Annotated in this window: 27 protein-coding genes; 17 read left to right on the top strand and 10 right to left on the bottom strand. The window is 64.8% G+C overall.

Going from position 1 to position 23,480, the window contains the following annotated elements; all coding sequences use genetic code 11:
- The 6 genes from VN047_RS19625 to phoB form a co-directional block, all read left to right on the top strand.
- On the top strand, positions 1–391 hold a 391-nt coding region (locus tag VN047_RS19625), incomplete at its 5' end, for a substrate-binding domain-containing protein (RefSeq protein WP_325545671.1).
- Between the two features lie 82 nt (positions 392–473).
- Positions 474–1,850 (top strand): phosphate ABC transporter permease subunit PstC, encoded by a 1,377-nt coding sequence (gene pstC, locus VN047_RS19620; RefSeq protein ID WP_325545669.1) that lies wholly within the window; start codon positions 474–476, stop codon positions 1,848–1,850.
- Complete coding sequence (gene pstA, locus VN047_RS19615) at positions 1,843–3,099, top strand: phosphate ABC transporter permease PstA (protein WP_325545668.1); 1,257 nt, start codon at positions 1,843–1,845, stop codon at positions 3,097–3,099. Before pstC ends, pstA begins: the two co-directional genes overlap by 8 nt.
- A 2-nt stretch (positions 3,100–3,101) precedes the next feature.
- Positions 3,102–3,884, top strand: coding sequence for a phosphate ABC transporter ATP-binding protein PstB (gene pstB, locus VN047_RS19610; protein WP_056374154.1), 783 nt, complete (start codon positions 3,102–3,104; stop codon positions 3,882–3,884).
- Between the two features lie 25 nt (positions 3,885–3,909).
- Positions 3,910–4,629, top strand: a complete 720-nt coding sequence (gene phoU / locus VN047_RS19605) for a phosphate signaling complex protein PhoU (protein WP_325545662.1) — start codon at positions 3,910–3,912, stop codon at positions 4,627–4,629.
- Positions 4,629–5,327, top strand: a complete 699-nt coding sequence (gene phoB / locus VN047_RS19600; RefSeq protein WP_325545660.1) for a phosphate regulon transcriptional regulator PhoB — start codon at positions 4,629–4,631, stop codon at positions 5,325–5,327. The genes phoU and phoB overlap by 1 nt, the downstream gene beginning before the upstream one ends.
- A 144-nt stretch (positions 5,328–5,471) precedes the next feature.
- Here the strand turns inward: phoB and VN047_RS19595 are convergent, their stop codons facing one another.
- Positions 5,472–6,830 (bottom strand): OprO/OprP family phosphate-selective porin, encoded by a 1,359-nt coding sequence (locus tag VN047_RS19595; RefSeq protein ID WP_325545658.1) that lies wholly within the window; start codon positions 6,828–6,830, stop codon positions 5,472–5,474.
- 201 nt (positions 6,831–7,031) lie between these two features.
- On the opposite strand from VN047_RS19595, the gene VN047_RS19590 reads away from it, so the two are divergent.
- From VN047_RS19590 to VN047_RS19565, 6 genes are all read left to right on the top strand, one after another.
- Positions 7,032–7,934 (top strand): SDR family oxidoreductase, encoded by a 903-nt coding sequence (locus tag VN047_RS19590; RefSeq protein ID WP_325545656.1) that lies wholly within the window; start codon positions 7,032–7,034, stop codon positions 7,932–7,934.
- Positions 7,935–8,062: 128 nt separating this feature from the next.
- Positions 8,063–9,136 carry a hypothetical protein gene (locus VN047_RS19585; RefSeq protein ID WP_325545655.1) on the top strand — a complete coding sequence of 358 codons (1,074 nt, stop codon included), beginning with the start codon at positions 8,063–8,065 and terminating at the stop codon, positions 9,134–9,136.
- Between the two features lie 295 nt (positions 9,137–9,431).
- Entirely contained in the window at positions 9,432–10,142 is a 711-nt protein-coding gene (locus VN047_RS19580) for a response regulator transcription factor (RefSeq protein ID WP_325545653.1), read from the top strand.
- Positions 10,142–11,458, top strand: coding sequence for an ATP-binding protein (locus VN047_RS19575; RefSeq protein ID WP_325545651.1), 1,317 nt, complete (start codon positions 10,142–10,144; stop codon positions 11,456–11,458). The genes VN047_RS19580 and VN047_RS19575 overlap by 1 nt, the downstream gene beginning before the upstream one ends.
- 82 nt (positions 11,459–11,540) lie before the next feature.
- Complete coding sequence (locus tag VN047_RS19570) at positions 11,541–12,233, top strand: carbonic anhydrase (RefSeq protein ID WP_325545649.1); 693 nt, start codon at positions 11,541–11,543, stop codon at positions 12,231–12,233.
- A gap of 2 nt (positions 12,234–12,235) precedes the next feature.
- Entirely contained in the window at positions 12,236–13,750 is a 1,515-nt protein-coding gene (locus VN047_RS19565) for a SulP family inorganic anion transporter (RefSeq protein ID WP_325545647.1), read from the top strand.
- Positions 13,751–13,836: 86 nt separating this feature from the next.
- Here the strand turns inward: VN047_RS19565 and VN047_RS19560 are convergent, their stop codons facing one another.
- The 7 genes from VN047_RS19560 to eno all read right to left on the bottom strand — a co-directional run bounded on the left by VN047_RS19560 (position 13,837) and on the right by eno (position 19,900).
- A complete protein-coding gene (locus VN047_RS19560; protein ID WP_325545645.1) occupies positions 13,837–14,187 on the bottom strand; it encodes a DUF2794 domain-containing protein in 351 nt (116 codons plus the stop codon).
- Entirely contained in the window at positions 14,187–14,906 is a 720-nt protein-coding gene (gene cysE / locus VN047_RS19555) for a serine O-acetyltransferase (RefSeq protein ID WP_325545673.1), read from the bottom strand. The genes VN047_RS19560 and cysE overlap by 1 nt, the downstream gene beginning before the upstream one ends.
- Before the next feature lie 84 nt (positions 14,907–14,990).
- Entirely contained in the window at positions 14,991–15,590 is a 600-nt protein-coding gene (locus VN047_RS19550; RefSeq protein WP_325545643.1) for a hypothetical protein, read from the bottom strand.
- A 28-nt stretch (positions 15,591–15,618) separates the two neighbouring features.
- Positions 15,619–17,028 (bottom strand): pyruvate dehydrogenase complex E1 component subunit beta, encoded by a 1,410-nt coding sequence (locus tag VN047_RS19545; RefSeq protein WP_325545641.1) that lies wholly within the window; start codon positions 17,026–17,028, stop codon positions 15,619–15,621.
- Between the two features lies 1 nt (position 17,029).
- Entirely contained in the window at positions 17,030–18,100 is a 1,071-nt protein-coding gene (gene pdhA / locus VN047_RS19540; protein ID WP_325545639.1) for a pyruvate dehydrogenase (acetyl-transferring) E1 component subunit alpha, read from the bottom strand.
- Between the two features lie 129 nt (positions 18,101–18,229).
- Entirely contained in the window at positions 18,230–18,556 is a 327-nt protein-coding gene (locus VN047_RS19535; protein WP_325545637.1) for an FtsB family cell division protein, read from the bottom strand.
- A 69-nt stretch (positions 18,557–18,625) separates the two neighbouring features.
- Positions 18,626–19,900 carry a phosphopyruvate hydratase gene (eno, locus tag VN047_RS19530; protein WP_325545635.1) on the bottom strand — a complete coding sequence of 425 codons (1,275 nt, stop codon included), beginning with the start codon at positions 19,898–19,900 and terminating at the stop codon, positions 18,626–18,628.
- Positions 19,901–20,104: 204 nt separating this feature from the next.
- On the opposite strand from eno, the gene VN047_RS19525 reads away from it, so the two are divergent.
- The 5 genes from VN047_RS19525 to VN047_RS19505 all read left to right on the top strand — a co-directional run bounded on the left by VN047_RS19525 (position 20,105) and on the right by VN047_RS19505 (position 22,140).
- Entirely contained in the window at positions 20,105–20,653 is a 549-nt protein-coding gene (locus VN047_RS19525; RefSeq protein WP_325545633.1) for a hypothetical protein, read from the top strand.
- 97 nt (positions 20,654–20,750) lie between these two features.
- Positions 20,751–21,125 carry a phage holin family protein gene (locus VN047_RS19520; RefSeq protein ID WP_325545631.1) on the top strand — a complete coding sequence of 125 codons (375 nt, stop codon included), beginning with the start codon at positions 20,751–20,753 and terminating at the stop codon, positions 21,123–21,125.
- Positions 21,109–21,498: a hypothetical protein gene (locus VN047_RS19515; RefSeq protein ID WP_325545629.1), complete on the top strand. Its 390-nt coding sequence runs from the start codon at positions 21,109–21,111 to the stop codon at positions 21,496–21,498. The genes VN047_RS19520 and VN047_RS19515 overlap by 17 nt, the downstream gene beginning before the upstream one ends.
- Complete coding sequence (locus tag VN047_RS19510; RefSeq protein WP_325545627.1) at positions 21,479–21,838, top strand: hypothetical protein; 360 nt, start codon at positions 21,479–21,481, stop codon at positions 21,836–21,838. The genes VN047_RS19515 and VN047_RS19510 overlap by 20 nt, the downstream gene beginning before the upstream one ends.
- Before the next feature lie 83 nt (positions 21,839–21,921).
- Positions 21,922–22,140, top strand: a complete 219-nt coding sequence (locus VN047_RS19505) for a DUF4170 domain-containing protein (protein ID WP_325545625.1) — start codon at positions 21,922–21,924, stop codon at positions 22,138–22,140.
- A gap of 29 nt (positions 22,141–22,169) precedes the next feature.
- Here the strand turns inward: VN047_RS19505 and VN047_RS19500 are convergent, their stop codons facing one another.
- Together VN047_RS19500 and VN047_RS19495 are read right to left on the bottom strand one after the other, a co-directional pair.
- A complete protein-coding gene (locus VN047_RS19500) occupies positions 22,170–22,448 on the bottom strand; it encodes an ETC complex I subunit (RefSeq protein WP_325545623.1) in 279 nt (92 codons plus the stop codon).
- A gap of 67 nt (positions 22,449–22,515) precedes the next feature.
- Positions 22,516–23,480: ATP-dependent helicase C-terminal domain-containing protein (locus VN047_RS19495; RefSeq protein WP_325545621.1), on the bottom strand; the 965-nt coding region annotated here is incomplete at its 5' end.

Raw genomic sequence — 23,480 nt, 5'->3', positions numbered from 1 at the left:
GCCCTATTATGTCGAGCAGGGCGAGAATGATAACCTCATCATCTCGAAGCTCGACAAGAACCCGACGAGCCTCGGCATCTTCGGCTTCAGCTATCTCGATGCCAACAAGGACAAGATCAAGGCGGTTCCGGTGCAGGGCGTCGCCCCGACCTATGCCGCGATCGCCGACGGCAGCTACCCCGGATCGCGTCCGCTGTTCATCTATGTGAAGAAGGCGCATGTCGGCGTCGTCCCCGGCCTCGCCGAATATGTCGCCGAGTTCCTGAAGGGCGCGGGCGACGGCGGTTATCTGAACGCCAAGGGCCTGATCGTGTCGCCGAAGGCGATCGCAGATATCGCGGCGTCGAACGGCAAGGCGATGACCGCGCTGAACGGCGCCGAGCTCAAATAATTTCCTCCCGCTGGCGGTCGGGGCGGGTTCGCCCTGCCCGGCCGCCGATTTTTTGGCCTTTTACGAGGACGGATCCAGCGACGTGACCTTCAACGCCGCCGCCCTTTTGCTTTTGATCGCCGGGTTGGCGCTGATCGGCTGGCTCGCCGGCCGCGCGCGGTCGAACCTGCTTGCCGGCCGTGCGGGCGAAAAGCTCCACTCGCGCCCGCAATATCATGGCTGGTATGTCGCGCTGTGGCTGTTCGCCCCCGCCGCGCTGTTCCTTGCCGTCTGGTCGTCGATGTCGCCGGCGCTGATCACCAATCAGGTGCTGACGAGCGAAGCCGCGCAAAGCCTGCCGTCGTTCGGGTTCGAGCGCGGGGCGATCCTGTCCGATGCGCGCGCCGTCGCGCAAGGCAGGCAGGCGGCGGTGCGGCTGCCCGCCGCGGCGCCGCTGGTGAAGCCCTATGCCGACGCCAGCCACAAATATGCGTGGATCGGCATCGCCGCGATGCTCGCGCTGGCACTCGCGGGCGGGCTTTATGCCTTCACGCGGATCAAACCCGATTTCCGGGCGCGCACGCGCGTCGAAAAGATCGTGATGCTGTTCCTGCTGCTCGCGTCGCTCGTCGCGATCCTCACGACCTTCGGCATCGTGCTATCGCTGCTCTTTGAATCGATCCGCTTCTTCCGCCTCGTCTCGCCCGCCGAGCTCTTGTTCGGGACCGAATGGGCGCCGACGAGCGGCGCGCCGCAGCCCGACACCTTCGGCGGCATCCCGCTGTTCTGGGGCACGATTTTGATCGGCGCGATCATCGCGATGATCGTCGCCATTCCCATCGGCATGATGACCGCGGTCTACCTCACCCAATATGCCGCGCCGGCGGTGCGCAAATGGGTGAAGCCGATCCTCGAAATCCTCGCGGGCGTGCCGACGGTGGTCTACGGCTATTTCGCGGCGCTGACCGTCGCTCCGGCGCTGCGTGAATTTGCGGTGATGCTGGGTATTCCCAACGCAAGCACCGAAAGCGCACTCGCCGCGGGTATCGTGATGGGGGTGATGATCATCCCGTTCGTGTCGTCGATGGCCGACGACAGCATCAACGCGGTGCCGCAGGCGATGCGCGACGGCTCGCTGGCTTTGGGCGCGACGCCGAACGAGACGATCCGCCAGGTGCTGATCCCCGCCGCGCTGCCGGGCGTGATGGGCGGCATATTGCTCGCGGTCAGCCGCGCGATCGGCGAGACGATGATCGTCGTGATGGCGGCGGGCCTCTCCGCGAACATGACCGCGAATCCCTTTGCCAGCGTCACCACGGTGACCGCGCAGATCGTCAAGCTGCTCACCGGCGACCAGGAGTTCGACAGCGCGAAAACGCTGGCGGCCTTCGCGCTCGGCCTCGTCCTCTTCATCGTTACGCTGCTGCTCAACATCGTCGCGCTGCGCATCGTCAAAAAGTATCGTGAAGCTTATGAATAGGCAGACCGCCCCCACCGACTGGAAAGGCGCCGTGATGCAGAAACGCATCGCGGGCCGCTACGCCGCCGAACGCCGCTTCAGGCTGATGGGGCTGGGCGCGGTGCTGCTCTCGGGCGCTTTCCTCGCTTTCCTGCTCTTCGTGATGGTCGGCAACGGCGCGCGCGGCTTCATGTACACGCATGTCGAAGTGCCCGTCGATTTCAGGGCGATGCCGCTGACGGTCGACAAGACGCGGCTCGGCGATGCCGACGCCGATCAGGTGATCGCGAATGCAGGGCTGGCCGACATCGTCGCCTTTGCCGCCGACGAGGCGCTGGGAACCGACGGATCGAAGCTGATTTCCGAGAATGCGTGGAAAGAGGTCCGCAGCGCGATCAAGGACAATCCCGAATTGCTGAACGCCAGGACGGTGTTCGACCTGCCCGCATCGTCCGAGGTCGATATCGCCGCCAAGGAAGGCGCCAAGGGCGCGCTCGGCGCGAAGGTCGATGCGCTCGAGAAGGACGGCAAGCTGTCGACCGGCATCCACTGGCCCTTCTTCAGGAACGCCGACGCCACCGATCCCGCGGTCGCGGGCATCTGGGGCGCGCTCAAGGGTTCGGTGCTGACGATCTTCATCGCCTTCCTCATCGCCTTCCCGACGGGCGTGCTCGCGGCGCTGTACCTTGAGGAATATGCGCCGAAGAACCGCTGGACCGACCTCATCGAGGTGTCGATCAACAACCTCGCCGCGGTGCCTTCAATCATCTTCGGCCTGCTCGCGCTCGCGGTCTTCATCAACTGGTTCGGCCTCTGCCAAGCGAGCCCGCTCGTCGGCGGGCTGACGCTCGCGCTGATGACGATGCCGGTGATCGTGATCGCCAGCCGCAACGCGATCAAGTCGGTGCCGCCGTCGATCCGCGACGCGGCGCTGGGGGTGGGCGCGAGCCCGGTGCAGGTGGTGTTCCACCATGTGCTTCCGCTCGCGCTGCCCGGCATCCTGACCGGCACGATCATCGGTATGGCGCGCGCGCTGGGCGAGACCGCGCCGCTGCTCCTCGTCGGGATGCGCGCCTTTATCGGCGATGTTCCGGGCGGCATCTGCTCGCCCTCAACCGTGCTGCCGATGCAGATCTTCCTCTGGTCGGACGAAGTCGACCGGGGCTTTGTCGAGAAAACCTCCGCCGCGATCATCGTGCTGCTTGTCGTGCTGCTGTCGATGAACGCCTTTGCGATCTATCTTCGCAACAAATTCGAAAAACGCTGGTGATCATGACCCAAGACGATCTTACCATTACCGACCCCAAGATGAAGGCGCACGGCGTCAACGTCTTCTATGGCGAGAAACAGGCGATCAACGACGTGTCGATCGACGTCGGCACCGACCTCGTCACCGCCTTCATCGGCCCGTCGGGCTGCGGCAAGTCGACATTCCTGCGTTCGCTGAACCGCATGAACGATACGGTCGCGAGTGCGCGGGTCACGGGGCAGATCGAGCTCGACGGCGAGGATATCTATGCGCCGTCGATGGACGTGGTGCAGCTGCGCGCGCGCGTCGGCATGGTGTTCCAGAAACCGAACCCCTTTCCCAAGTCGATCTATGACAATGTCGGCTATGGCCCGCGCATCCACGGCCTCGCGCCGAACAAGGCAGACCTCGACGTCATCGTCGAGCGCGCGCTGGTGCGTGCCGGCCTGTGGGACGAGGTCAAGGACCGCCTTCAGGAAAGCGGCACCGCCTTGTCGGGCGGCCAGCAGCAGCGCCTGTGCATCGCGCGCGCGATCGCGGTAGACCCCGAAGTGATCCTGATGGACGAACCCTGCTCGGCGCTCGACCCGATCGCGACCGCCAAGATCGAGGAACTGATCCACGAACTGCGCGGCAAATATGCGATCGTGATCGTCACGCACAATATGCAGCAGGCGGCCCGCGTGTCGCAGCGCACCGCCTTTTTCCACCTCGGGACGCTGGTAGAGTACGGCAAGACCACCGACATCTTCACCAACCCGAAGCAGGAACGCACCAAGGACTATATCACCGGCCGCTACGGTTAAGCCGCGGCGCAAAAGGACAAGAGTGATGGCATTAACGAACGATCATACCGTCAAAGCCTTCGACGAGGATCTGAACCGCCTTCGCGGGCTGATCAGCGAAATGGGCGGGCGCGCCGAACAGGCGCTGCTCCAGGCGATGAACGCGCTCAACAATGGCGACCTCGACCTCGCCGCACAGGTCGTGCGCGACGACAAGAAGATCGACGCGCTGGAGGCCGAGGTCGAACAACTCGCGGTCCAGACGATAGCCCTCAGGGCGCCAATGGCAGACGACCTGCGCGAGATGATCGCGGCGCTGAAGATCGTCTCGGTCGTCGAACGCATCGGCGATTATGGCAAGAATATCGCCAAGCGCGTCGCGCTGATGGACCAGACGCGGTCGATCGAGGCGATCCCGCTGTTGATGTCGATGTCGAACATCGTCGTCGAGCTGATCCACGACGCGCTCGACAGCTTTGCAGCGCGCGACGCCGAACTCGCGGTGCGGGTGACGGTGCGCGACAAGAGCGTCGACGATTTCTACAACAGCATCTTCCGCACCCTCGTCACTTTCATGATGGAAAATCCGAAATATATTTCGGAAAGCGCGCATCTGCTGTTCGTCGCCAAGAATCTCGAACGCATGGGCGACCACGCGACGAACATCGCGGAGATGGTCTATTATGTCGTGACCGGCGAACGTATGGAAGAACGCGAGCGCGGCGAACAGCCCGAAGATGGCGCCGCCGAGCAGGAGCAAGGCTGATGCCGCAGCCCGACCTGCTGCTGATCGAGGATGACGAGGCGATCGCCGAACTCATCGTCTGGCATTTCGCACGCGAGGGCTTTTCGGTCCGCCAGACCCCCGATGGCGAACAGGCGCTCGTCCTCGTCGAGGAACGCGTGCCCGATATCGTGCTGCTCGACTGGATGATCGAAAGCCTGCCGGGGATCGAGGTTTGCCGGCGCCTCCGCCGTAACCCGAAGTCGGCGAACGTCCCGATCATCATGCTCACCGCGCGCGGCGAGGAAGAGGACCGCATCCGCGGGCTTGAGACCGGCGCCGACGATTATGTCACCAAGCCGTTCAGCCCGCGCGAACTCGTCGCGCGCGTCCAGGCGGTGCTGCGCCGCCTGCGCCCCGCGCTCGCGGGCGAGATGCTGACCTATGCCGATATCGAGCTCGATTCGGTCGCGCACAAGGTCGTGCGCAACAGCCAGATCGTCGCGATGGGGCCGACCGAATTCCGCCTGCTCCGCCATTTCATGGAGCATCCGGGCCGCGTCTTTTCGCGCGGGCAATTGCTCGACAGCGTGTGGGGTCAGGACAGCGATATCGAGCTTCGCACCGTCGACGTCCATATCCGCCGCCTGCGCAAGGCGATCAACCTGCCCGGCACCGCGGACATCATCCGCACCGTCCGCTCGGCGGGCTATGCGCTGGATGCAGGCAAGAGCGTCTGACGACCGGAAGCCGACCTATCTCTCATCGTCATCCCGGACTTGATCCGGGATCCATACGATGGTGCGGCTATGGATCCCGGATCAAGTCCGGGATGACGAAGGAGAAGGAGCGAACGTCCGCTTCCCACCCGATGTCGCCGACAGTCAGAAATCAAGCTGGGTTCGCAATCCGAACACGTCGGCCGAATAATCGCGGTCGCCTGTTGCGCTGGCGATCGCGGCGTCGTCGATCATGACCCGACCATAATTGGCCATCACGCGGACATAATCGATCGGCACCCACACCACACCCAGCAGGGCGATGCGCTGGCGCCCGCCGACGATCCCGCCGTCGTTGAGGTCGAGATAATCGTAGCGCGCATTGATCTCGATCGCACCGATCCCGCCTTCGGTGACCGGTTTCGACGGCTTCAGCCGGTCGAACGCCCCGTCCTTGTAGCTGCGGCTGTCCCCGGGGGTCAGCATCATGCCGACTTCAGCATAGCCGCCGAAGAAGGTCGGGTCGGCAAGGCCGGGGCGCTTCATCGTCTGCCAAAAGGCTTCGCCCGACGCATGGAATGGCCCCGACGTCAAAGCACCCTCCAGCCCGTAGCCGTTTTCACCCTTGGCGCTGATGTTGCCGGTATCGAGCAGACGCACGTCGGTGGTGTGGACAAAGGGCCGGGCGCGATAGCGCGCCGTCGACGACTGGTCATTGAAATCGCGGAAATGGACCGATCCGCCCAGGTGGAGCTGCGTTTCGCCGAATTTGGGCATCCACACCACCCGCCCGTCGGCGCTGATGCTGTTGTTCGTATCGTCCAGAAGACTGTTGGCATCGTCACCAAAGACGCCTGCCTGCACGAGGAGTTGCTTGCCCTTATATTGTGCGCCCAGGCCGACGCGGCGTTCGAAACCGAAGGCCGGCACAAAGGCGGCACGCTCGGTAAAGCTGGTGAACAAATCGCTCGTCACGTCTTCGAGCGAGGTAAAATGTCTGATGTGCCCCATCGTGACCGACCATGGCCCTTTGCCATAAGTCAGATACACGTCGGTCAGTTCGGCCGAGCCACCGGCGAAATCGGCTTCGAGGCGGTATGAAAAGCCGCCCGGAATCTTGCCATCCACGCCCAGAAACACCCGGCGGATTTCGGTCGTCAAACCACCACGCGTTCCCAGAACGCCTGCGGGCGCGTCGATGCCCGCCACGTCGAACTGCATGCGCCCGCGCGGCTTGAAACTCCAGCCATCTGCGGTTTTCAGTTCGGGCGCCCCCTTCCAGCTTATTTCGGTCGCGGGCTTTGCGGTGACCGATGGCGGCGTCGGCACGGGAAGCGGCGCGGGCGCAGGCTCGGCAATCGCGGCATCAAGCCGCGCTTCGAGCGTCTGGACCTGCGCCTTCAAGGCCGCGAGTTCCGCCCGCAGCGCGGCGGCTTCCTCGGCGCTCATCGCCTGCGCCATCGCGGGTGCGGGTAAACTGAACATCGACGTCGCCAACAAGGGGGCGATCAGGGCACGGCGCATGAACGAAGCTCCATTCGAAAGGGTCACGGGTTCGTGGCGCTAATATTGCTGGTATATGACAGAAGCGCGTCACTGAAATGACAATTTGGCTACAGTCGGCTTTTTTCCGGCGTGGTGCATCCCCCTTGCCTGCCCCGGGTGAACGGCTAAGGACGGTCGCGTTTTCATTGACAACTTTTCAGCCTTTTGCGGGAGACCATCATGACGATCAAATTTGACGGCCGCGTTGCCATTGTCACCGGCGCCGGCGGCGGCCTTGGCCGCGCCTATGCGCTCGAACTCGCGCGGCGCGGAGCGAAGGTCGTGGTCAACGACCTTGGCGGATCGCGCGACGGCACCGGCCATTCGGACGCCGCGCTGCAGGTCGTCGAGGAAATCCGCGCTGCGGGCGGAACCGCAATGTCGAACGGCGGCAGCGTCACCGAATATGAGCAGATGGTCGAAATGGTCGCCAAGGCGAAGGAAGAATGGGGCGGCGTCCACGTCCTGATCAACAACGCCGGCATCCTGCGCGACAAGAGCTTCGCCAAGATGACCCCCGAGGATTTCGATCTGGTGCTGAAAGTTCATGTGTCAGGCAGCGCCAATGTCACCAAGGCGTGCTGGGACCTGATGCGCGAACAGGCCTATGGCCGTATCCTGATGACCGCATCATCGACCGGTCTTTACGGCAATTTCGGTCAGGCCAATTACGGCGCCGCGAAGCTCGGCCTCGCCGGGCTGACCAAGACGCTCCACCTCGAAGGCGCGAAGTACAACATCCGCTGCAACACGATCGCGCCGGTCGCGGGCACGCGCATGACCGAGGATATCTTCCCCGCCGAACTGTTCGAGAAATTCACGCCCGAAAACGTCGCCCCTGCCGCGCTGTATCTGGTCAGCGAGGACGCGCCGACCAACATGATCGTCGGCGCGGGCGCCGGCGCCTATCACGCGGCGTATGTCACGATGACCCCGGGTGTCGCCCTCCCCGAGGACGAACGCACCCCCGAGGGCGTCGCCGCGGCGTGGGAGAAGATCATCGACCGCAATGGCGAAACCGTTCCGCAGTCGGGCAGCGAGCAGTCGATGGCCGTGATGCGGGCGTTGCAGGCGCTCGGCTGAAGCCTCTTCCGTCATCCCGGCGCGGGCCGGGATGACGGCCATGCCCCGCGCCTCACTGTATTGACACAGCAATACGGTAATGCGATAAGACCGACGGGGCAAGGGGATCGGACAGAAGGACGACCCCGATGTATAGTGAAACCGACCTGCAAGCCGCGGTCGATGCGAAGGTTCTGACACCGGAGGCCGCCGCGGCGTTCCGGTCGCATATCGCATCGGTTCGCGCCGCCCCCGGAGCGGACGAGGAGCATTTCCGCCTCATCACCGGGTTCAACGATATTTTCGTCAGCATCGCGGCGGTAATCCTGCTCGTCGCGGTGGGCTGGATCGGCGCCTCGATCCATCCCGCGATGGGCGGCGCGTTTGTTGCCGCTTCGGCGTGGTTTCTCGCCGAATATTTCACGCTGCTGCGCCGCATGGCGCTTCCCAGCATCGTGCTGGTCCTCGCCTTTTCGGGCGGCGTCTTCGCGACGATGATCGGTTTCCTCGTCAAGCATGGCGAATCGATCTTCGGCGACAATGTCAACGAAGCGACCGGTGCAGCCCTCTTCGGGGTGATGGCGCTGGTGACCGCCGCCGCGACCTGGTTCCACTGGAAGCGGTTCATGGTGCCGATCACAGTCGCCGCCGGAACCGCCGCGCTCGCTGCGACCGCCGTTGCCCTTGTGCTCGCCGTCGCCGGGGTGTCCAGCCCCGACGGCACGCTGCCGATGATCCTCGTGCTGATCGCCGGGATCGGCGTCTTCACCCTCGCCATGTGGTGGGACCGCAGCGACCGCGTGCGCCAGACGCGCCGCAGCGACGTCGCCTTCTGGCTCCACCTGCTCGCCGCACCGATGATCGCGCACCCGGTGTTCCACCTGCTCGGCGTGACCGACGGCAGCGACATCGGCAGCGGTGCCGCGCTGCTCGTCGTCGGCATCTATGTGGTCTTCGGGCTGATCGCGCTGGCGATCGATCGCCGCGCGCTGCTCGTCTCGGCGCTGGCCTATGTGCTTTTCGCGATGACCCAGCTGTTCCGCGAGTTCGGCGCGGTCGAACTCAACGTCGCGATGACCGCTTTTGTCATCGGTTCTGCGCTGCTGCTGCTCTCGGCCTTCTGGCAGAATGCCCGTGCGGTGGTCGTCGATCTGCTCCCCGGCAATCTGGCGAACCAGCTGCCCGCGACCATCCGGACGACCGGCGTCGTCGCGCAGGGATAATGGCAAGCTGAACAACCCGGTTTCCACTCCGGAAGCCGGTTTTCGGGGGCTCCGGCCAGACAGCCGGGCCCCCTTTTTCCTGGAAAATCTCCGGCCACGCTGATGCGGAAAAAACGATTCGCCTCTTGCCTGAGCCGACAGGCACGATAAGAGAAGCCCGGATCTGCAGGGTCTTGCATCCTGTGGGCCGCTCCTTCGCCCGAGCTGGCATGGCAGGGCGTCCCTTCACTCCGCAACACGGCACGGACGGGCGGGTCCGGGCCAAAAAAATGAAGCCCCTCTCCCAGGTGAAGCAATGACACCGCCGAATATCCTGATGGTGGAGGACGATCCTCCGATCCGAACCCTGACCGCGCGTGCGCTGCAGGAACATGGCTATATCGTCCGTACCGCCGGCACCGCGCCGCAGATGTGGGATGCGCTGCGCGCGGCGCCCGCCGATCTGTTGCTGCTCGACATCATGCTGCCCGGAACGTCGGGGATCGACATCTGTCGCGAAGTCCGGCGGACGAGCGATATCCCGATCATCTTCCTGTCGGCAAAGGGGACCGAGACCGACCGGATCATCGGTCTCGAGCTCGGCGCCGACGATTATCTCGCCAAGCCCTTCGGGGTTCGCGAACTGGTCGCGCGGGTGCGCGCCGTCCTGCGGCGACACGCCGTCGAACGCCAGCCCGCGGACCGCGAGCGCGGCCTGATCCGCTTCGACGGCTGGACCGCCGACCTGCCCCGACGCCAGCTGACCTCACCCGATGGCGCCGCGGTCGAGCTGACCGGCGCCGAATTCGACCTGCTGGTCAGCCTGTGCGACAACGCCCAGCGCGTTATCGCGCGCGAGCGATTGATCGAATTGTCGCGCACGCGTCTTGGCGACAGTTCGGATCGCAGCATCGACGTGCTCATCAGCCGCCTGCGCCGCAAATTGTCGAACCCCGGAAAACCCGCGCCGATCGTGACCGTCCGCGGGATCGGCTATATGCTCAACGTTCCGGTCGAACGGCTTTGATGCTGTTCGAAAAGCGCGGTTTCGGCCTGTTCGGACAGATCGTCGCGATCCTGTTCGCCGCGGTGCTGCTTGAAAGCGCCGCGAGCATTTTTCTGTACGAGCGTGCCAGTCAGTTTTCGATCAACGGCGACAAGGCGCGGCGGCTTGCCGAGCATCTCGTCCTGTCGGGCAAGCTGATCGAGGAAGCCCCGCGAGCGCAGCGCGACACGGTGGCGTCGGAACTGACGACCACCCGCTATCATCTCGTGTGGCAGGAACGGCTGGTCAATCCGCCGCCGGTGTCGCCGAAGCTCAACCAGATCACGAAGCAGATAATCGACTGGGAGCCCGAGATACGGGATCGGGATCTGCGTCTCTATCTCCAGTCGCCAGGGCTGCACAGCACCATATCGGGCGCGATCCGCTTGAAGGACGGCAGCTGGGTCAGCTTCAGCGCGCGCGACCATGTTCGCAAGCTCGACCTGACATTGTTCCGGACCTTGCAGACGCTGGTCCCGGCGGTCGCGCTCGTGCTGCTCGCCAGCCTGCTCATCCGTCACACGCTGCGCCCGATGCGCGACCTGACGCGCGCGGCCGAAACCGTCGGCAACCGCGATTTCGTCGACATACCGATGCGCGGCCCCGCCGAGGTCCGCAAGGTCATCGACGCGTTTAACGACATGCAGCACCGCATTGCGGCGATGATGGCCGATCGCACGCAGGCGCTAGCCGCCGTCGGGCACGATTTCCGGACGCCGCTCGCGCGGCTGCGGCTGCGCGCCGAAAGCATCGGGGACCCGGTGGCCGAAGCTGCAATGGAGCAGGATATCGGCGAGATGGAGCGGATGATAGACTCGCTGCTCGCCTATCTGTCGGGCGACATCGACAATCCCACCGAACCCGTCGCGCTGACCGACATCGCGGTTATGTGCGCAACGGCGGCTGACGAGGCGAGCGACCGCGGTCACCCCGTCCGCTATGTGGGACCCGATCATTTTGTCCTGTCGGTGCATGGCATTGCGATCAAGCGGGCGCTCCTCAACCTGCTCGGCAACGCGCTGCGCTTCGGGACCGAGATCGAGGTAAGGATGCGCAGCGGCGGCCGCTGGGTCGAAATCGAAGTCGCCGACAACGGTCCCGGCATTCCCGAAGGTCTGCGCGAACAGGCGGTCCAGCCCTTCGCCCGGCTCGACAGCGCGCGCGCGCGCGATACCGGCGGGTTCGGGCTGGGCCTGTCGATCGTCGACCGGATCGCGCGGATGCACGGCGGTCTGCTGGAACTCGGCCAGAGCCATCTCGGCGGTTTGGCCGCACGCGTGCGCCTTCCGGCCGCCTGAGAAACATTTCGTTACATTAACGCTGCACCGCAGCAAAGTTCGATCGCCATGTGCGTGAAACCAACCAGCAAGGAGTGGTTTCATGAACGATCTTATCGGACGCGTGTTCGATTTCGAAAAGCGCGTCTTCCCCAGCCGCAACGACCTGTTCGCGAAGCTCGTCGCCGACGGCCAGAGCCCGAAGGCCCTGATGATTTCCTGCGCGGACAGCCGCGTGGTGCCCGAACATATCATGCAGGCCGAACCCGGCGACCTGTTCGTCTGCCGCAACGCCGGCAACATCGTCCCGCCCTTTGCGACGCAGAATGGCGGCGTATCGTCGACGGTCGAATATGCTGTCGCGGCGCTGGGCGTGCGCGACATCATCATCTGCGGTCATTCGGACTGCGGCGCGATGAAGGCGCTGATGAACCCGCACATGATGGAAGGCATGCCCAACGTCGCCGCTTGGCTGCGCCACAGCCACGCCGCCGAGCACGTCGTGCGGTCGGGCTATTCGGACCTCGACGACGCCGACCTCGTCCGCGCCGCGAGCCTCGAGAATATCGTCGTCCAGCTCGCCCACCTGCGCACCCATCCGTCGGTCGCGGCGGGGATCGCGCGCGGCGAAATTTCGCTGCACGGCTGGTTCGTCGATATCCATCTGGGCGCGGTAATGGGGCTCGACGGTGTCAGCGGCCAGTTCGTTCCGATCCGCGACAACGAACCGCTGCCCGTTGCCCTCGCCGCGGCGCAGCGCCTCGCGATGCACGGGCGTCCGGCGAAAGCCGCCTGACCATGGCAAGCCAGACTCTCCCCTCCAGCTCTGCCAGTGGTCTGTCGCGCGATTTCGCGGCGTCGATCGTTGTCTTCCTCGTCGCGATGCCGCTCTGCATGGGCATCGCCGTCGCATCGGGGCTGCCGCCCGAAAAAGGCCTGATAACGGGCATCATCGGCGGCATCATCGTGGGCGCGATCGCCGGTTCTCCCCTCCAGGTCAGCGGCCCCGCCGCTGGCCTGGCCGTGATCGTGTTCGAACTGATCCGTACGCAGGGCATCGAGGCCCTCGGCCCGATCCTGCTGATCGCGGGCGCCGTGCAGCTGATTGCCGGTGTCATGAAGCTCGGCGGCTGGTTCCGCGCGATCTCGCCGGCGGTCGTGCATGGCATGCTCGCGGGGATCGGCGTTCTGATCGTCATCGGTCAGTTCCACGTCCTGTTCGACGCCAAGCCACTCGCAAGCGGTCTCGAGAATATCGCCGCGATGCCGGGCCGTCTGCTGGGCCTCAATACGAGCAGCCCGGGCGGTGCCGAACTGGCGCTGCTGATCGCCGCCATCACGATCGGCGTCATGCTCGCGTGGGAAAAATGGCGTCCGGCATCAATGCGCCTTGTCCCCGGCGCCCTCTTGGGCGTCGTGGCGGGCACGGTGATTTCGCTTATGCTCGGCATGAACGTCGCGCGCGTCGAGGTTCCGGATTCGATCCTCGCCGCAATTACCCCGCCGACGTCGTTCGCCGGCTGGCTGACGCCCGAAATCATAGCAGCCGCCCTCGCGGTCGCGTTCATCGCCAGCGCCGAGACATTGCTGTCGGCGGCGGCGGTCGACAAGATGCACGATGGCCCGCGGAGCGATTTCAACAAGGAATTGCGCGCGCAAGGCGTCGGCAACATGCTGTGCGGCGGTGCGGGCGCGCTACCGATGACGGGCGTGATCGTCCGCAGCTCGGCCAACGTCCAGGCCGGTGCCGTTTCGCGCCTCTCGACGATCCTGCACGGTGTCTGGATCCTCGCGTTCGTCGCGCTGCTGCCGTCGGTGATGCGCGCAATGCCGATGGCGACGCTCGGCGCGGTGCTCGTCGTGACAGGCTGGCGACTGGTCAAGCTCGACCACGCCCGCGAGCTGCTCAAGCACCACGGCGTGTTGCCGGTGGTCATCTGGGCAACGACGCTCGTGCTCGTGGTGGCGGTCGACCTGCTGACCGGCGTGATCGTCGGTATTCTCTTCTCGCTCGTCGAACTCATCCCCCATGTTCGCAGCCTGCGGCTCAAGGTGGATCATTCGGATAATGCGGAAGGGGCGCGGGTCAGCCTCTCCGGCTCGGCGACCTTCGTCCAGCTTCCCAAGCTGGAAGATACGCTGGGCGCCATTCCGCGCGACAAGCCGGTCACGATCGACTGTGCCCAGCTTTCGGGGCTCGATCATAGCTGCGCCGAATTGCTGCGCGACTGGGTCGAGCGTCGCAAGGCGCAGGGCAGCCCGACCGTCCTGCTCGGCGACGACAAGAGATTGCGCCGCCTCGCGGCGGCGTAACAAAGCTCCTTCGGGAGGAACGGGTGTGGGTCAGGCGGACAGAGAGAGGCCTGATCCACACTCCCGCCCGGAACATCGGTACGGCGTCAGTCCCCGACCAGCTTCATGAGCTTGCGTTCGACGGGGGCGAGCACATTCGCAAGCTCGTCGCCGCGCTTCAGGATCGCCCCGGCCTCGGAGACAAGGGCCCACATGCCCTGCCGGCTCCGCAAGGCGGGGCGTTTTTCTATCCGGTACTCGGGACGCTCGGCGGCGCGGCGAAAGGCCGAGAAGATCGCCGCATCGCGGTGAAAATCCATCGCATAGTCACGCCAGTGCCCCGCCGCGACCATCCGCCCGTAAAGGTCGAGGATACGCATCAATTCAGGGCGCTCGAAGCCGGTCTGTAGCGGAACCGCTCTGTTGTGGCCGAACGGCAGTGGCGTAACCGTCCCCATCAGGCGCGGTTCCGGTTCCCCTTGCGCCGCGGCGCTTCGATATCGACGGCGACCGCGTCGCGCTCCTCGATCAACGCGGTGAGCTGCTTCTGCATCTGTTCGAGCTGGCATTGCAGGATCTCGACCTTCTGCGTCGCGGGATCGAAATTCTCGCTGCACGGCGTGCCATAAGGCACGAATTCGCGGGCATATTCGCTGGCGTCAAGCAGCGTCGAACGCGCCGGAATGCCGACCATAACCGCGCCTTCAGGCACGTCCTTGGTCACCACGGCATTCGCGCCGACGCGCGCGCGGGAGTTCACCGTAACCGGGCCCAGTATCTGCGCGCCCGAACCGACGATCACGTCGTTGGCAAGGGTCGGGTGGCGCTTGCCACCGATGCCGTTCGCGGGGTCGGTGCCGCCAAGCGTCACGCCCTGATAGATCGAGACATTATCGCCGATCTCGGCCGTCTCGCCGATCACGACGCCAAAACCATGGTCGATGAACAGGTGCCGGCCGATCTTCGCCCCCGGGTGGATGTCGATCGCCGTCAGGAAGCGCGAGAGATGATTGACGAAGCGTGCGAGGAAGAACAGCCGCGCTTCGAACAGCCAGTGCGCGACACGGTGCAAGCCGACCGCCAGCAGCCCCGGATAGAGCAGAATTTCCCAGCGCGACCGCGGCGCAGGGTCGCGCGCCTTGATCGAATCGAGATAGGCGACCAGCCCGTTGAACATCGCATTGTCCCCTGCGACCCCGTTTGTTCCGGGCAAGATAGATGCTCGGCGACGCCATTTCCACCCCCGCGGGCGTTTTAATCGTCAGCGGCCGAACAGGCCGATGCGCAGCAGCAGTATCCCCTCGCCGCGCAGATGTCGTTCGCCGTTGCGCGCTGTGATCGCTCCCGCCCAGCGGTCGAGCATCAAAAGCGCCCGATTTCCGGCGAAGAGCCGGCGCGGCGGCGCGACGGCGCCCTTTGCCTTTTCAAGCAATTCGCGCGCCTCCGCCTCGCCTTCCTCGACCCCGGCGCCCCAGAGGAGACCCCAGCGCTTCCCGCCGGTCTCTTCGCCGTCCGCAAGCCGGAAAAGCTGTCCGCCGAAGCTTTCCGACGCGGCGCGGCGTTCCTCGCCGGTTTCCGCGAGCAACATTGCCTCGGCCGCATCGACAAGCGCGTCGAGGCCGCCCTGCCCTACCCAGCTTGCCTGAAGCTCGGCCAGCAGGGGCTCGCCCTTGGGCAGCGACGCGGGGTCGCTCGCGACCAGCACCATCATGTCGCGCCACCAAGCAAGCTTGATCTGCCCGATCAACGGTTCGCGCGCATCGAGCAGCAACCTGGTAAGACGCGCGGCCAGTCCCCACAGCGCCGCCATGGCCGCGCGCCGCGCTTGCGGCACGGCGACCATGACGCGCGGGTCGCGCATATCGGGATAGAAAGCCGTTTCCGGATCGTCAGGCGCGATTGAGGACCGCCTTCACCGCGCTCACCACACGCGGCGTATCGACGAGCGCGGCCTTTTCGAGATTGTGTGCATAGGGAAGCGGCACATCCTCGTTGCACACGCGCATGACGGGCGCGTCGAGATCGTCGAAGCCATGCTCCATCGCAACCATCGCGAGCTCGCTGGCGATCGAGCAGGTCGGCCAGCCTTCCTCGACGACGACGAGATGGTTCGTCTTCTTGAGGCTGGCGAGCACCGTCGCCGTATCGAGCGGACGCAGCGTACGCAAATCGATGACGTCGGCCTCGATCCCTTCGCCCGCCAGCTGGTCAGCCGCCTCGAGTGCGAGCCCGACGCCGATCGAATAGCTGACGATCGTAACGTCGCTGCCCTGCCGCATGACCCGCGCCTTGCCGATCGGCAGCACAAAATCATCGACCTCGGGAACGTCGAAGCTGCGGCCATAGAGCAGTTCGTTTTCGAGGAAGACGACCGGGTCTTCCGTGCGGATCGCGGCCTTCATAAGCCCTTTGGCATCGGCGGCGTCATAGGGCGCGATCACGATCAGGCCGGGAACGCTCGCATACCAAGGCGCGAAATTCTGGCTGTGCTGCGCGCCAACGCGCGCTGCGGCGCCGTTGGGCCCGCGGAACACGATCGGACAGCGCATCTGGCCGCCCGACATATAGTTGGTCTTCGCCGCCGAGTTGATGATGTGGTCGATCGCCTGCATCGCGAAGTTGAAGGTCATGAACTCGATGATCGGCTTTAGCCCGCCCATCGCGGCGCCGGCGCCCAAGCCGGCGAAGCCATATTCGGTGATCGGCGTATCGACGACACGCTGCGCGCCGAATTCCTCGAGCAGACCCTGCGTGACCTTGTACGCGCCCTGATATTCTGCGACTTCCTCACCCATCACGAACACGCGGTCGTCCTTGCGCATTTCCTCGGCCATCGCGTCGCGCAGCGCTTCGCGGACGGTCAGACGGACCATTGCGGTGCCGTCGGGGATCGCAGGATCGGAGGCGCGTTCGGCGGGTGCCGCCTTTTCCGTCGCCCCCGCGGAGGCGGGGGCCGCTGGAGCGGGTTCGCTAACGCTAGCGGCCTCCGCCTCCGCGGGGGCGACGTTCTTTTCTTCAACTGGCGCCGGTGCGGCAGCCGGAGCCGCAGCCTCCTCGCCCTCACCCGTAATCGTCGCGATCACGGTGCCGACCTTCACATTGTCGGTGCCCTCGGCGACGAGAATCTGGCCGATCGTGCCTTCGTCGATCGCTTCGAACTCCATCGTCGCCTTGTCGGTTTCGATCTCGGCGAGAATGTCGCCCGATTTCACCGTGTCGCCTTCCTTGACGAGCCACTTGGCGAGCGTGCCCTCTTCCATCGTCGGCGACAGCGCCGGCATCTTCAATTCGATGGCCATCTCAATATTGCTCCACCAGCACGTCGGTATAAAGTTCGGGAAGTTCAGGTTCGGGGGCGCTTTCCGCAAAGTCGGCGGACTCGGCCACGATCTGGCGGATTTCCTTGTCGATATCCTTGACCTTGTCTTCGGTGATACCCGCGTCGAGCATCAGTTTCTTGAGATGCTCGATCGCGTCGGACTTGTCGCGCACCGCCTGGACTTCCTCGCGGCTGCGATATTTGGCGGGGTCGGACATCGAGTGGCCGCGATAGCGATAGGTCTTGAGTTCCATCAGTACCGGCCCCTTGCCCGCGCGCACCCACTCGAGCGCCGCTTCGGCGGCACCTCGCACCGCGAGCACGTCCATGCCGTCGACCTGCATGCCGGGAATGCGGAAGCTTTCGCCGCGGCGATAGAGCTGGTCCTCGGCCGACGAGCGGTTGACCGAGGTACCCATCGCGTACTGGTTGTTCTCGATCACGAAGATGATCGGCAGCTTCCACAGCTCGGCCATGTTGAAGCTTTCGTACACCTGGCCCTGGTTCGATGCGCCGTCGCCGAAATAGGCCATGGCGACACCGCCGTCGCCGCGATATTTGTGCGCGAAGGCCAGCCCGGTGCCCAGCGACACCTGCGCGCCGACGATACCATGACCGCCATAGAATTTATGCTCGACGCTGAACATGTGCATCGAGCCGCCCTTGCCTTTCGAGATGCCGGCCTGGCGCCCCGTCAGTTCGGCCATGATGACCTTGGGATCGATACCGTAGGCGAGCATGTGGCCATGGTCGCGGTAGCCGGTGATGACGCTGTCCTTGTCGCCGTCGAGTGCCGACTGCAGGCCTACCGCAACGGCTTCCTGACCGATGTAGAGGTGGCAGAAACCGCCGATCAGGCCGAGGCCGTAAAGCTGCCCCGCCTTCTCTTCGAAGCGGCGGATGAGCAGCATCTCGCGGTAGAATTTCTCCAGCTCTTCGGGCGTTGCGTCGTAGGGGACGGGTTCGCGCGGTTGCTCGCGATTGGTCGCGGCGGCCGGGGTGGATGCAGTCTTTTTGGGCGCGGGGGAGGTGCGCGCAGGAGCTTTGGCCAAGACGGGTTCCTTTGCATTTAGCCGTTACGGCATGGCTCCCTATAGGAGAGCCGCGCCGCACTTGGCAACGCCCGCCATCGGAGGGTGTCCGCGTGCCTTACGTATGCAACATAATCGCGGCGAAAACGCTCAGCGTTTCGCCTCGGGTTCCATCGGAATGATCACCTCGTCAGGGTGATAGGCGCCCAGCTTTTCGCGGACATATTCTTCGGCCAGATCGGGATCGACGCGCCGGCGATCGAGCAGGTTGACGCGGTTTTGCAGCTCGTTCTGCTTCTTCGTCAATTCGCTTAGCACGACGCGCTGCTTCTCGACCGACTGGCCATAATCGCCCCACGCGTAAAGGCCGGTCGGTCCGAAGATGATATAGCCGATCATCGCCAGCACCACGATCACCGCGATCGCGGGACCGGCGGCCCGGTTCATCGATTTGCGGAATTTGTGGCGCTGCGTCATTCGGGCCCTTGAATCAGAGTTGATTCGTGGCGTCAAGCCGTCAGGTCACTGTTTTCCGCAGCTTTGCGATCAGCCGAAAATCGCCATTCCCGGATAGCGCGCCATGTCGCCCAGTTCTTCCTCGATGCGGATGAGCTGGTTGTACTTGGCAAGCCGGTCCGAGCGCGCGAGGCTGCCGGTCTTGATCTGGCCGCAGTTGGTCGCGACCGCGAGGTCGGCGATCGTCGAATCCTCGGTCTCGCCCGAACGGTGCGACATGACGGCAGTGTAGCGCGCACGGTGCGCCATATCGACGGCGTCGAGCGTTTCCGAAAGGGTGCCGATCTGATTGACCTTGACGAGCAGCGAGTTGGCGAGACCGTCCTTGATGCCCTGCTCCAGACGCAGCGGATTGGTGACGAACAGGTCGTCGCCGACGAGCTGGCACTTGTCGCCGACAAGGTCGGTCAGCGCCTTCCAGCCCGTGAAATCATCTTCGCTCATGCCGTCCTCGATCGACTTGATCGGATAGTCCTTGACGAGCGCGGCGAGATACTCCGCCATCTGCTCGGGACTGAGCGACAGGCCTTCGCCGCTGATCTCGTACTTGCCGTTCTTGAAGAATTCGGTCGCGGCGCAATCGAGCGCAAGCACGACGTCGGTGCCGAGCTTGAAGCCCGCCTGATCGACCGACGCCGCGATGAAGTCCAATGCAGCGCGCGTCGAAGCCAGGTTCGGGGCGAAGCCGCCCTCGTCGCCGACCGCGGTCGCGAGCCCCTTCGCCGACAGGCCCTTCTTGAGCGTATGGAAAATCTCGCTGCCCCAGCGTACCGCTTCGGCGATGCTGCCGGCGCCGACAGGCATGATCATGAATTCCTGCACGTCGATCGGATTGTCGGCATGCTCGCCGCCATTAATGATGTTCATCATCGGAACCGGAAGCGTGCGCGCCGAAACGCCGCCGACATAGCGATAGAGCGGCAGTCCGCGCGCGTCGGCGGCGGCTTTCGCGGCCGCAAGGCTGACGCCGAGGATCGCGTTGGCGCCGAGGCGGCTCTTGTTCGGCGTGCCGTCGAGGTCGATCATCGCCTGATCGAGTTCGCGCTGGTCTTCGGCATCAAGGCCGATCAGTGCTTCGGCGATGTCACCGTTCACCGCGGCGACGGCCTTGGTCACGCCCTTGCCGAGATAGCGCGCCTTGTCGCCGTCGCGCAGTTCGACCGCCTCGTGCGCGCCGGTCGAGGCGCCCGAGGGCACCGCAGCGCGGCCAAAGCTGCCGTCTTCGAGCAGGACATCGACTTCGACGGTCGGATTGCCACGGCTGTCGAGGATTTCGCGGCCGTGAATGTCGATGATGGCGGTCATGGAAACTGTCCTGCTGGCGGCCACGAACGGGCCGGTGGAGAAAGGCGCCCGCCTGTTATCGAGAGGGTGCCGTCAGTGCAACCGCTGCATAGGAATTTTGCGGAGGGATGGAACCATTCGGCTTGCCTTGCTATATATTGAGGCAGGACCAAAGGGGACGTTCGCTGACGCGGCGCCCGATAAAAGAAGAAGAGGACAAAGCCGATGGCCAAAGCCGCTACTCCCGCCACGAAGAAAGTTGCCGCTCCCCGTCCCAAGGCGCCCGCAAAGGCCGCCGCAACCAAGGCTGCGCCCGCGCGCAAGCCGGCGACCGTGAAGGCCACCGCCAAGGATCATCCGATCCGCGACCAGATTGCCGCGACCCGCGACACCATCAAGTCCGAAGCCTCGAAGAAGGCTGCCTCGCTGAAGCAGGAAGCGACGACGCTGAAGAACCAGGCCTCGACGAAGGCGCGCGATGCCGCGACCAAGGGCAAGGACAAGGCGGCAGAAGCCGTCGGCAGCCTTGCCAAGCTGCTCGAGGACAGCGCCGGCACCGTCGACAGCAAGTTTGGCAAGCAGTACGGCGATTATGCCCGTTCGGCGGCCTCGACCGTTGCCGGCCTTGCCACGTCGCTCGACAAGAAGGACCTCGACGAGTTGGCCGCATCGACGCGCGACATGGTCAAGAAGAACCCGGCAATCGCCGTTGGCGCCGCCACGGTGATCGGTTTCGTGCTCGCCCGCATGCTCAAGGGCAGCTCGAACGATTGACCGGACCTTGGCATCTGCAGATCCGAACACCCCGCCGACTCCCGGCGCGCCCAGCTTTGACGGCATAAGCCACGGCTATGCGCCGGACGGACGTCCGGTGGCTCCGCCTCCGGTTCCGCTCGAAAAGATTGTCGGCGATGTCATCGACAATCTTTCGGCGACGGCGAGAGCCGAATTCGCGCTGATCGAAGCGCGCGGGGAACTGGCGCTCCACGGCGCCAGCCGGGCCGCCATATGGGGCGGCGTTGCCGCCACCGCCGCCGGCGTGGCATTACTCGCACTGGCGTTCGGTGCGATATTAGCGCTGTCACCGCACGTCGGCCCCCTGCTCGCGACGTTGATAGTGGTCGGCTTTCTTCTCGCCGTTGCGGCCGGCGCCGCGTGGCGCGCCCATCTGAGCTATGGCGACATTCGCACCGCGCTCCGCCGCGACCTGACGAACGAAGGGATCGACGATGCCGCGGACGCGTAATCGCCTGATCACCGCCGCGCGCCATTCGATGCTTCAGCGCGCCGAACTGCACCGGCGGCTTGATGTCGCGCGGGCGGCGCTCAAACCCGGCGCGCTCGTCGATCGCGGCAAATACCGTATTGGCGAAAAGGTCGACGATGCGGCGAACGCGGTGCAACAGCAATTTCGCGACAACCGCCTTCCGATCATGATCGCCGCAGCGGCCGGGATCGCTTGGCTGTTGCGCGAACCGATCAAGGAACATGCACCCAGACTTGCGCGAAAAGCTCAGGACCTGGCGGCGGACGTCGCCGATCATTTTCGTTCCGCCGATAAACCCGCGGACGAAGATGACATTGAAATAGTGGAGGAAGATGATGAAGCCGTTCGGTGAAACCGCCCGCGCAACGCGTGCGAAAGCGAGCGAACTTGCGGAGAAGACCGCCGAAAACGCCCGCCTGACCGCCGAGGCGGCGAAGGCGCGCATTAACGACGGGTACGGCCGCGCCCGTGCCGCAACCGAAGATCTTGCGGCCAAGGCCAGCGAACAGGCGAGCGTCGCGCGCGAAGCCGCCGGCGAGGCTTATGAGAAGGGCAAGGCGCAAGCAAAACGCGCGAACAGCAAGCTGAAGGACGTCGCCGAAAAGCAGCCGCTGGCGCTCGTCGCGGGCGCGGTCGCGATCGGCGCCTTGCTTGGGTCACTGCTGCCCAAGGGTCGCAAGGACGAGGAATGAGGCGTACTTGCCGTTAGGGCAAAGCGCTGGTAGGGGCGCGCCTTCTCTCCCCTCCCCGCGCTAACCCGCAAGGAAAGCTAGCCATGAGCAAATTGCACCTCGTGTTCGGCGGACGCGTCAGCGATCCGCAGGGCCTCGACTTTACCGACCTTCACAACCTCGACATCGTTGGCCTCTATCCCGACTACAAGGCAGCCGAAAAGGCATGGCGCAGCGCCGCGCAGCGCACCGTCGACGATGCCGAAATGAAATATGTCGTCGTCCACCTGCACAAGCTGTTGCAGCCCGACGCGGAAGGCTGAGGTCGACGGCCCTTCGGGGCCGTCCCCTTTCAGCGAAAATTGTCGGCGTATGCCTGAATCTTCAGCGTACGCACCGGGGTCGCGGCAACCTCGACCTCGATCCCGTTCTTCTCGGCGTAAGCGACCGCTTCTTCCCGGCTTGCAAAGCCCAGACGCAGCTGGCGCTGTGTGTCGCCGCTACCCGCCCAACCCATCAGCGGATCGGCCTTGCGTGCTTCGGCGGGGGCATATTCCAGCATCCAGCGCTGCGTCCCGGCGCGGCCCGACTGCATGGCATTCTTGGGCTTCTGGAAAATACGCGCTTTCATCGGGGTCGTCCTGTAGCTGGGGCTTGAGGCGCTGCCTTAGCGCCAAGCTCGCGACACTAAAAGGGGTCTATTGCGCATCACGCCGCGCCTGCGCCGCTTTCGTCATCAAGGTAGGCCGCGCGTTCGCCGGATCGTCGGGCCAACTATGCTTGGGATAGCGCCCGCGCATCTCGCGCGCCACGTCATGCCAGCTGCCGCTCCAGAAGGACACGAGATCGCGCGTCGTCTGGATCGGGCGATGCGCAGGCGAAGTCAGGGCTAGCACCAGTGGCACCGGTGGGTCACCGATCGCCGGATGATGCGCGAGCCCGAACAATTCCTGCACGCGAACGCTGACCGTCGGCCCGCCGTCGGCACCATAGTCGATCGGGTGCCTGCTGCCGACCGGTGTCGTATAATCGGAAGGCGCGTGTTTTTCGAGCAATTGGCGCGCCGACCAGTCGAGCGTCGCCATCAGTGCATCGGCCAGCTTGCGGTCGCCGATGTCGCGCAATCCGCGGCATCCGGAAAGCAACGGCTCCAGCCACAATTCGAGGCTGTCTGCAAGTGCGCCGGTCGAAAGCGCGTCGATCCCGGCGTAAGAAGCGCGCTGGCGCAGCGCCTGCGACGCTGGCCCCCACCCGATCAGACCCAGCCCCTTGCTGCGCACTGCGGCCATCCGCACCGCCACATCGTCTTCGACATTCTCGCTGCGCCCCGCCTGCCCGCTCGTCAGTGTGATCGCGCCGAGCCGTCGTTCGCGGCGATGATCGACGCGATCGTTTGCGCTGTCGTAGCTGCTCGCCGAATGCTGGGCGATGCGGTCGGCGAAGAGTCCTTCGACCTCGGCCTGTTCAATCTGCGCCGCTGCGAGGATGCGTACCCCCGCAGCATGGCCCTGCGCGTCGGCGATCGCGATCCATTCGCTGCCCGCGAGCGGATCGACCGCATCGATACGATAGGCGCGTCCGCCGACGCTGAGAAATTCGCCGCGCTGGCCCGCGCGCCGGCGTGCGACGCGCTCGGGCCATGCGGTCGCGATCCAGCCGCCGA

This window comes from Sphingopyxis sp., assembly GCF_035565275.1.
GTDB lineage: Bacteria > Pseudomonadota > Alphaproteobacteria > Sphingomonadales > Sphingomonadaceae > Sphingopyxis.
Note: the sequence above shows the minus strand (reverse complement) of the source record. Positions and strands in the feature narration are given on the sequence as shown.

Coding starts and splice junctions, on each gene's coding strand:
- VN047_RS19505 (WP_325545625.1), top strand. CDS start 21,922: ATGAGCAAATTGCACCTCGTGTTCGGCGGACGCGTCAGCGATCCGCAG.
- VN047_RS19510 (WP_325545627.1), top strand. CDS start 21,479: ATGATGAAGCCGTTCGGTGAAACCGCCCGCGCAACGCGTGCGAAAGCG.
- pstA (WP_325545668.1), top strand. CDS start 1,843: ATGAATAGGCAGACCGCCCCCACCGACTGGAAAGGCGCCGTGATGCAG.
- VN047_RS19560 (WP_325545645.1), bottom strand. CDS start 14,187: ATGGGGACGGTTACGCCACTGCCGTTCGGCCACAACAGAGCGGTTCCG.
- VN047_RS19575 (WP_325545651.1), top strand. CDS start 10,142: ATGCTGTTCGAAAAGCGCGGTTTCGGCCTGTTCGGACAGATCGTCGCG.
- VN047_RS19535 (WP_325545637.1), bottom strand. CDS start 18,556: ATGACGCAGCGCCACAAATTCCGCAAATCGATGAACCGGGCCGCCGGT.
- VN047_RS19580 (WP_325545653.1), top strand. CDS start 9,432: ATGACACCGCCGAATATCCTGATGGTGGAGGACGATCCTCCGATCCGA.
- VN047_RS19515 (WP_325545629.1), top strand. CDS start 21,109: ATGCCGCGGACGCGTAATCGCCTGATCACCGCCGCGCGCCATTCGATG.
- eno (WP_325545635.1), bottom strand. CDS start 19,900: ATGACCGCCATCATCGACATTCACGGCCGCGAAATCCTCGACAGCCGT.
- VN047_RS19550 (WP_325545643.1), bottom strand. CDS start 15,590: ATGCGCGACCCGCGCGTCATGGTCGCCGTGCCGCAAGCGCGGCGCGCG.
- VN047_RS19590 (WP_325545656.1), top strand. CDS start 7,032: ATGACGATCAAATTTGACGGCCGCGTTGCCATTGTCACCGGCGCCGGC.
- phoU (WP_325545662.1), top strand. CDS start 3,910: ATGGCATTAACGAACGATCATACCGTCAAAGCCTTCGACGAGGATCTG.
- VN047_RS19500 (WP_325545623.1), bottom strand. CDS start 22,448: ATGAAAGCGCGTATTTTCCAGAAGCCCAAGAATGCCATGCAGTCGGGC.
- VN047_RS19545 (WP_325545641.1), bottom strand. CDS start 17,028: ATGGCCATCGAATTGAAGATGCCGGCGCTGTCGCCGACGATGGAAGAG.
- phoB (WP_325545660.1), top strand. CDS start 4,629: ATGCCGCAGCCCGACCTGCTGCTGATCGAGGATGACGAGGCGATCGCC.
- VN047_RS19570 (WP_325545649.1), top strand. CDS start 11,541: ATGAACGATCTTATCGGACGCGTGTTCGATTTCGAAAAGCGCGTCTTC.
- cysE (WP_325545673.1), bottom strand. CDS start 14,906: ATGTTCAACGGGCTGGTCGCCTATCTCGATTCGATCAAGGCGCGCGAC.
- VN047_RS19585 (WP_325545655.1), top strand. CDS start 8,063: ATGTATAGTGAAACCGACCTGCAAGCCGCGGTCGATGCGAAGGTTCTG.
- VN047_RS19525 (WP_325545633.1), top strand. CDS start 20,105: ATGGCCAAAGCCGCTACTCCCGCCACGAAGAAAGTTGCCGCTCCCCGT.
- pstB (WP_056374154.1), top strand. CDS start 3,102: ATGACCCAAGACGATCTTACCATTACCGACCCCAAGATGAAGGCGCAC.
- VN047_RS19565 (WP_325545647.1), top strand. CDS start 12,236: ATGGCAAGCCAGACTCTCCCCTCCAGCTCTGCCAGTGGTCTGTCGCGC.
- VN047_RS19595 (WP_325545658.1), bottom strand. CDS start 6,830: ATGCGCCGTGCCCTGATCGCCCCCTTGTTGGCGACGTCGATGTTCAGT.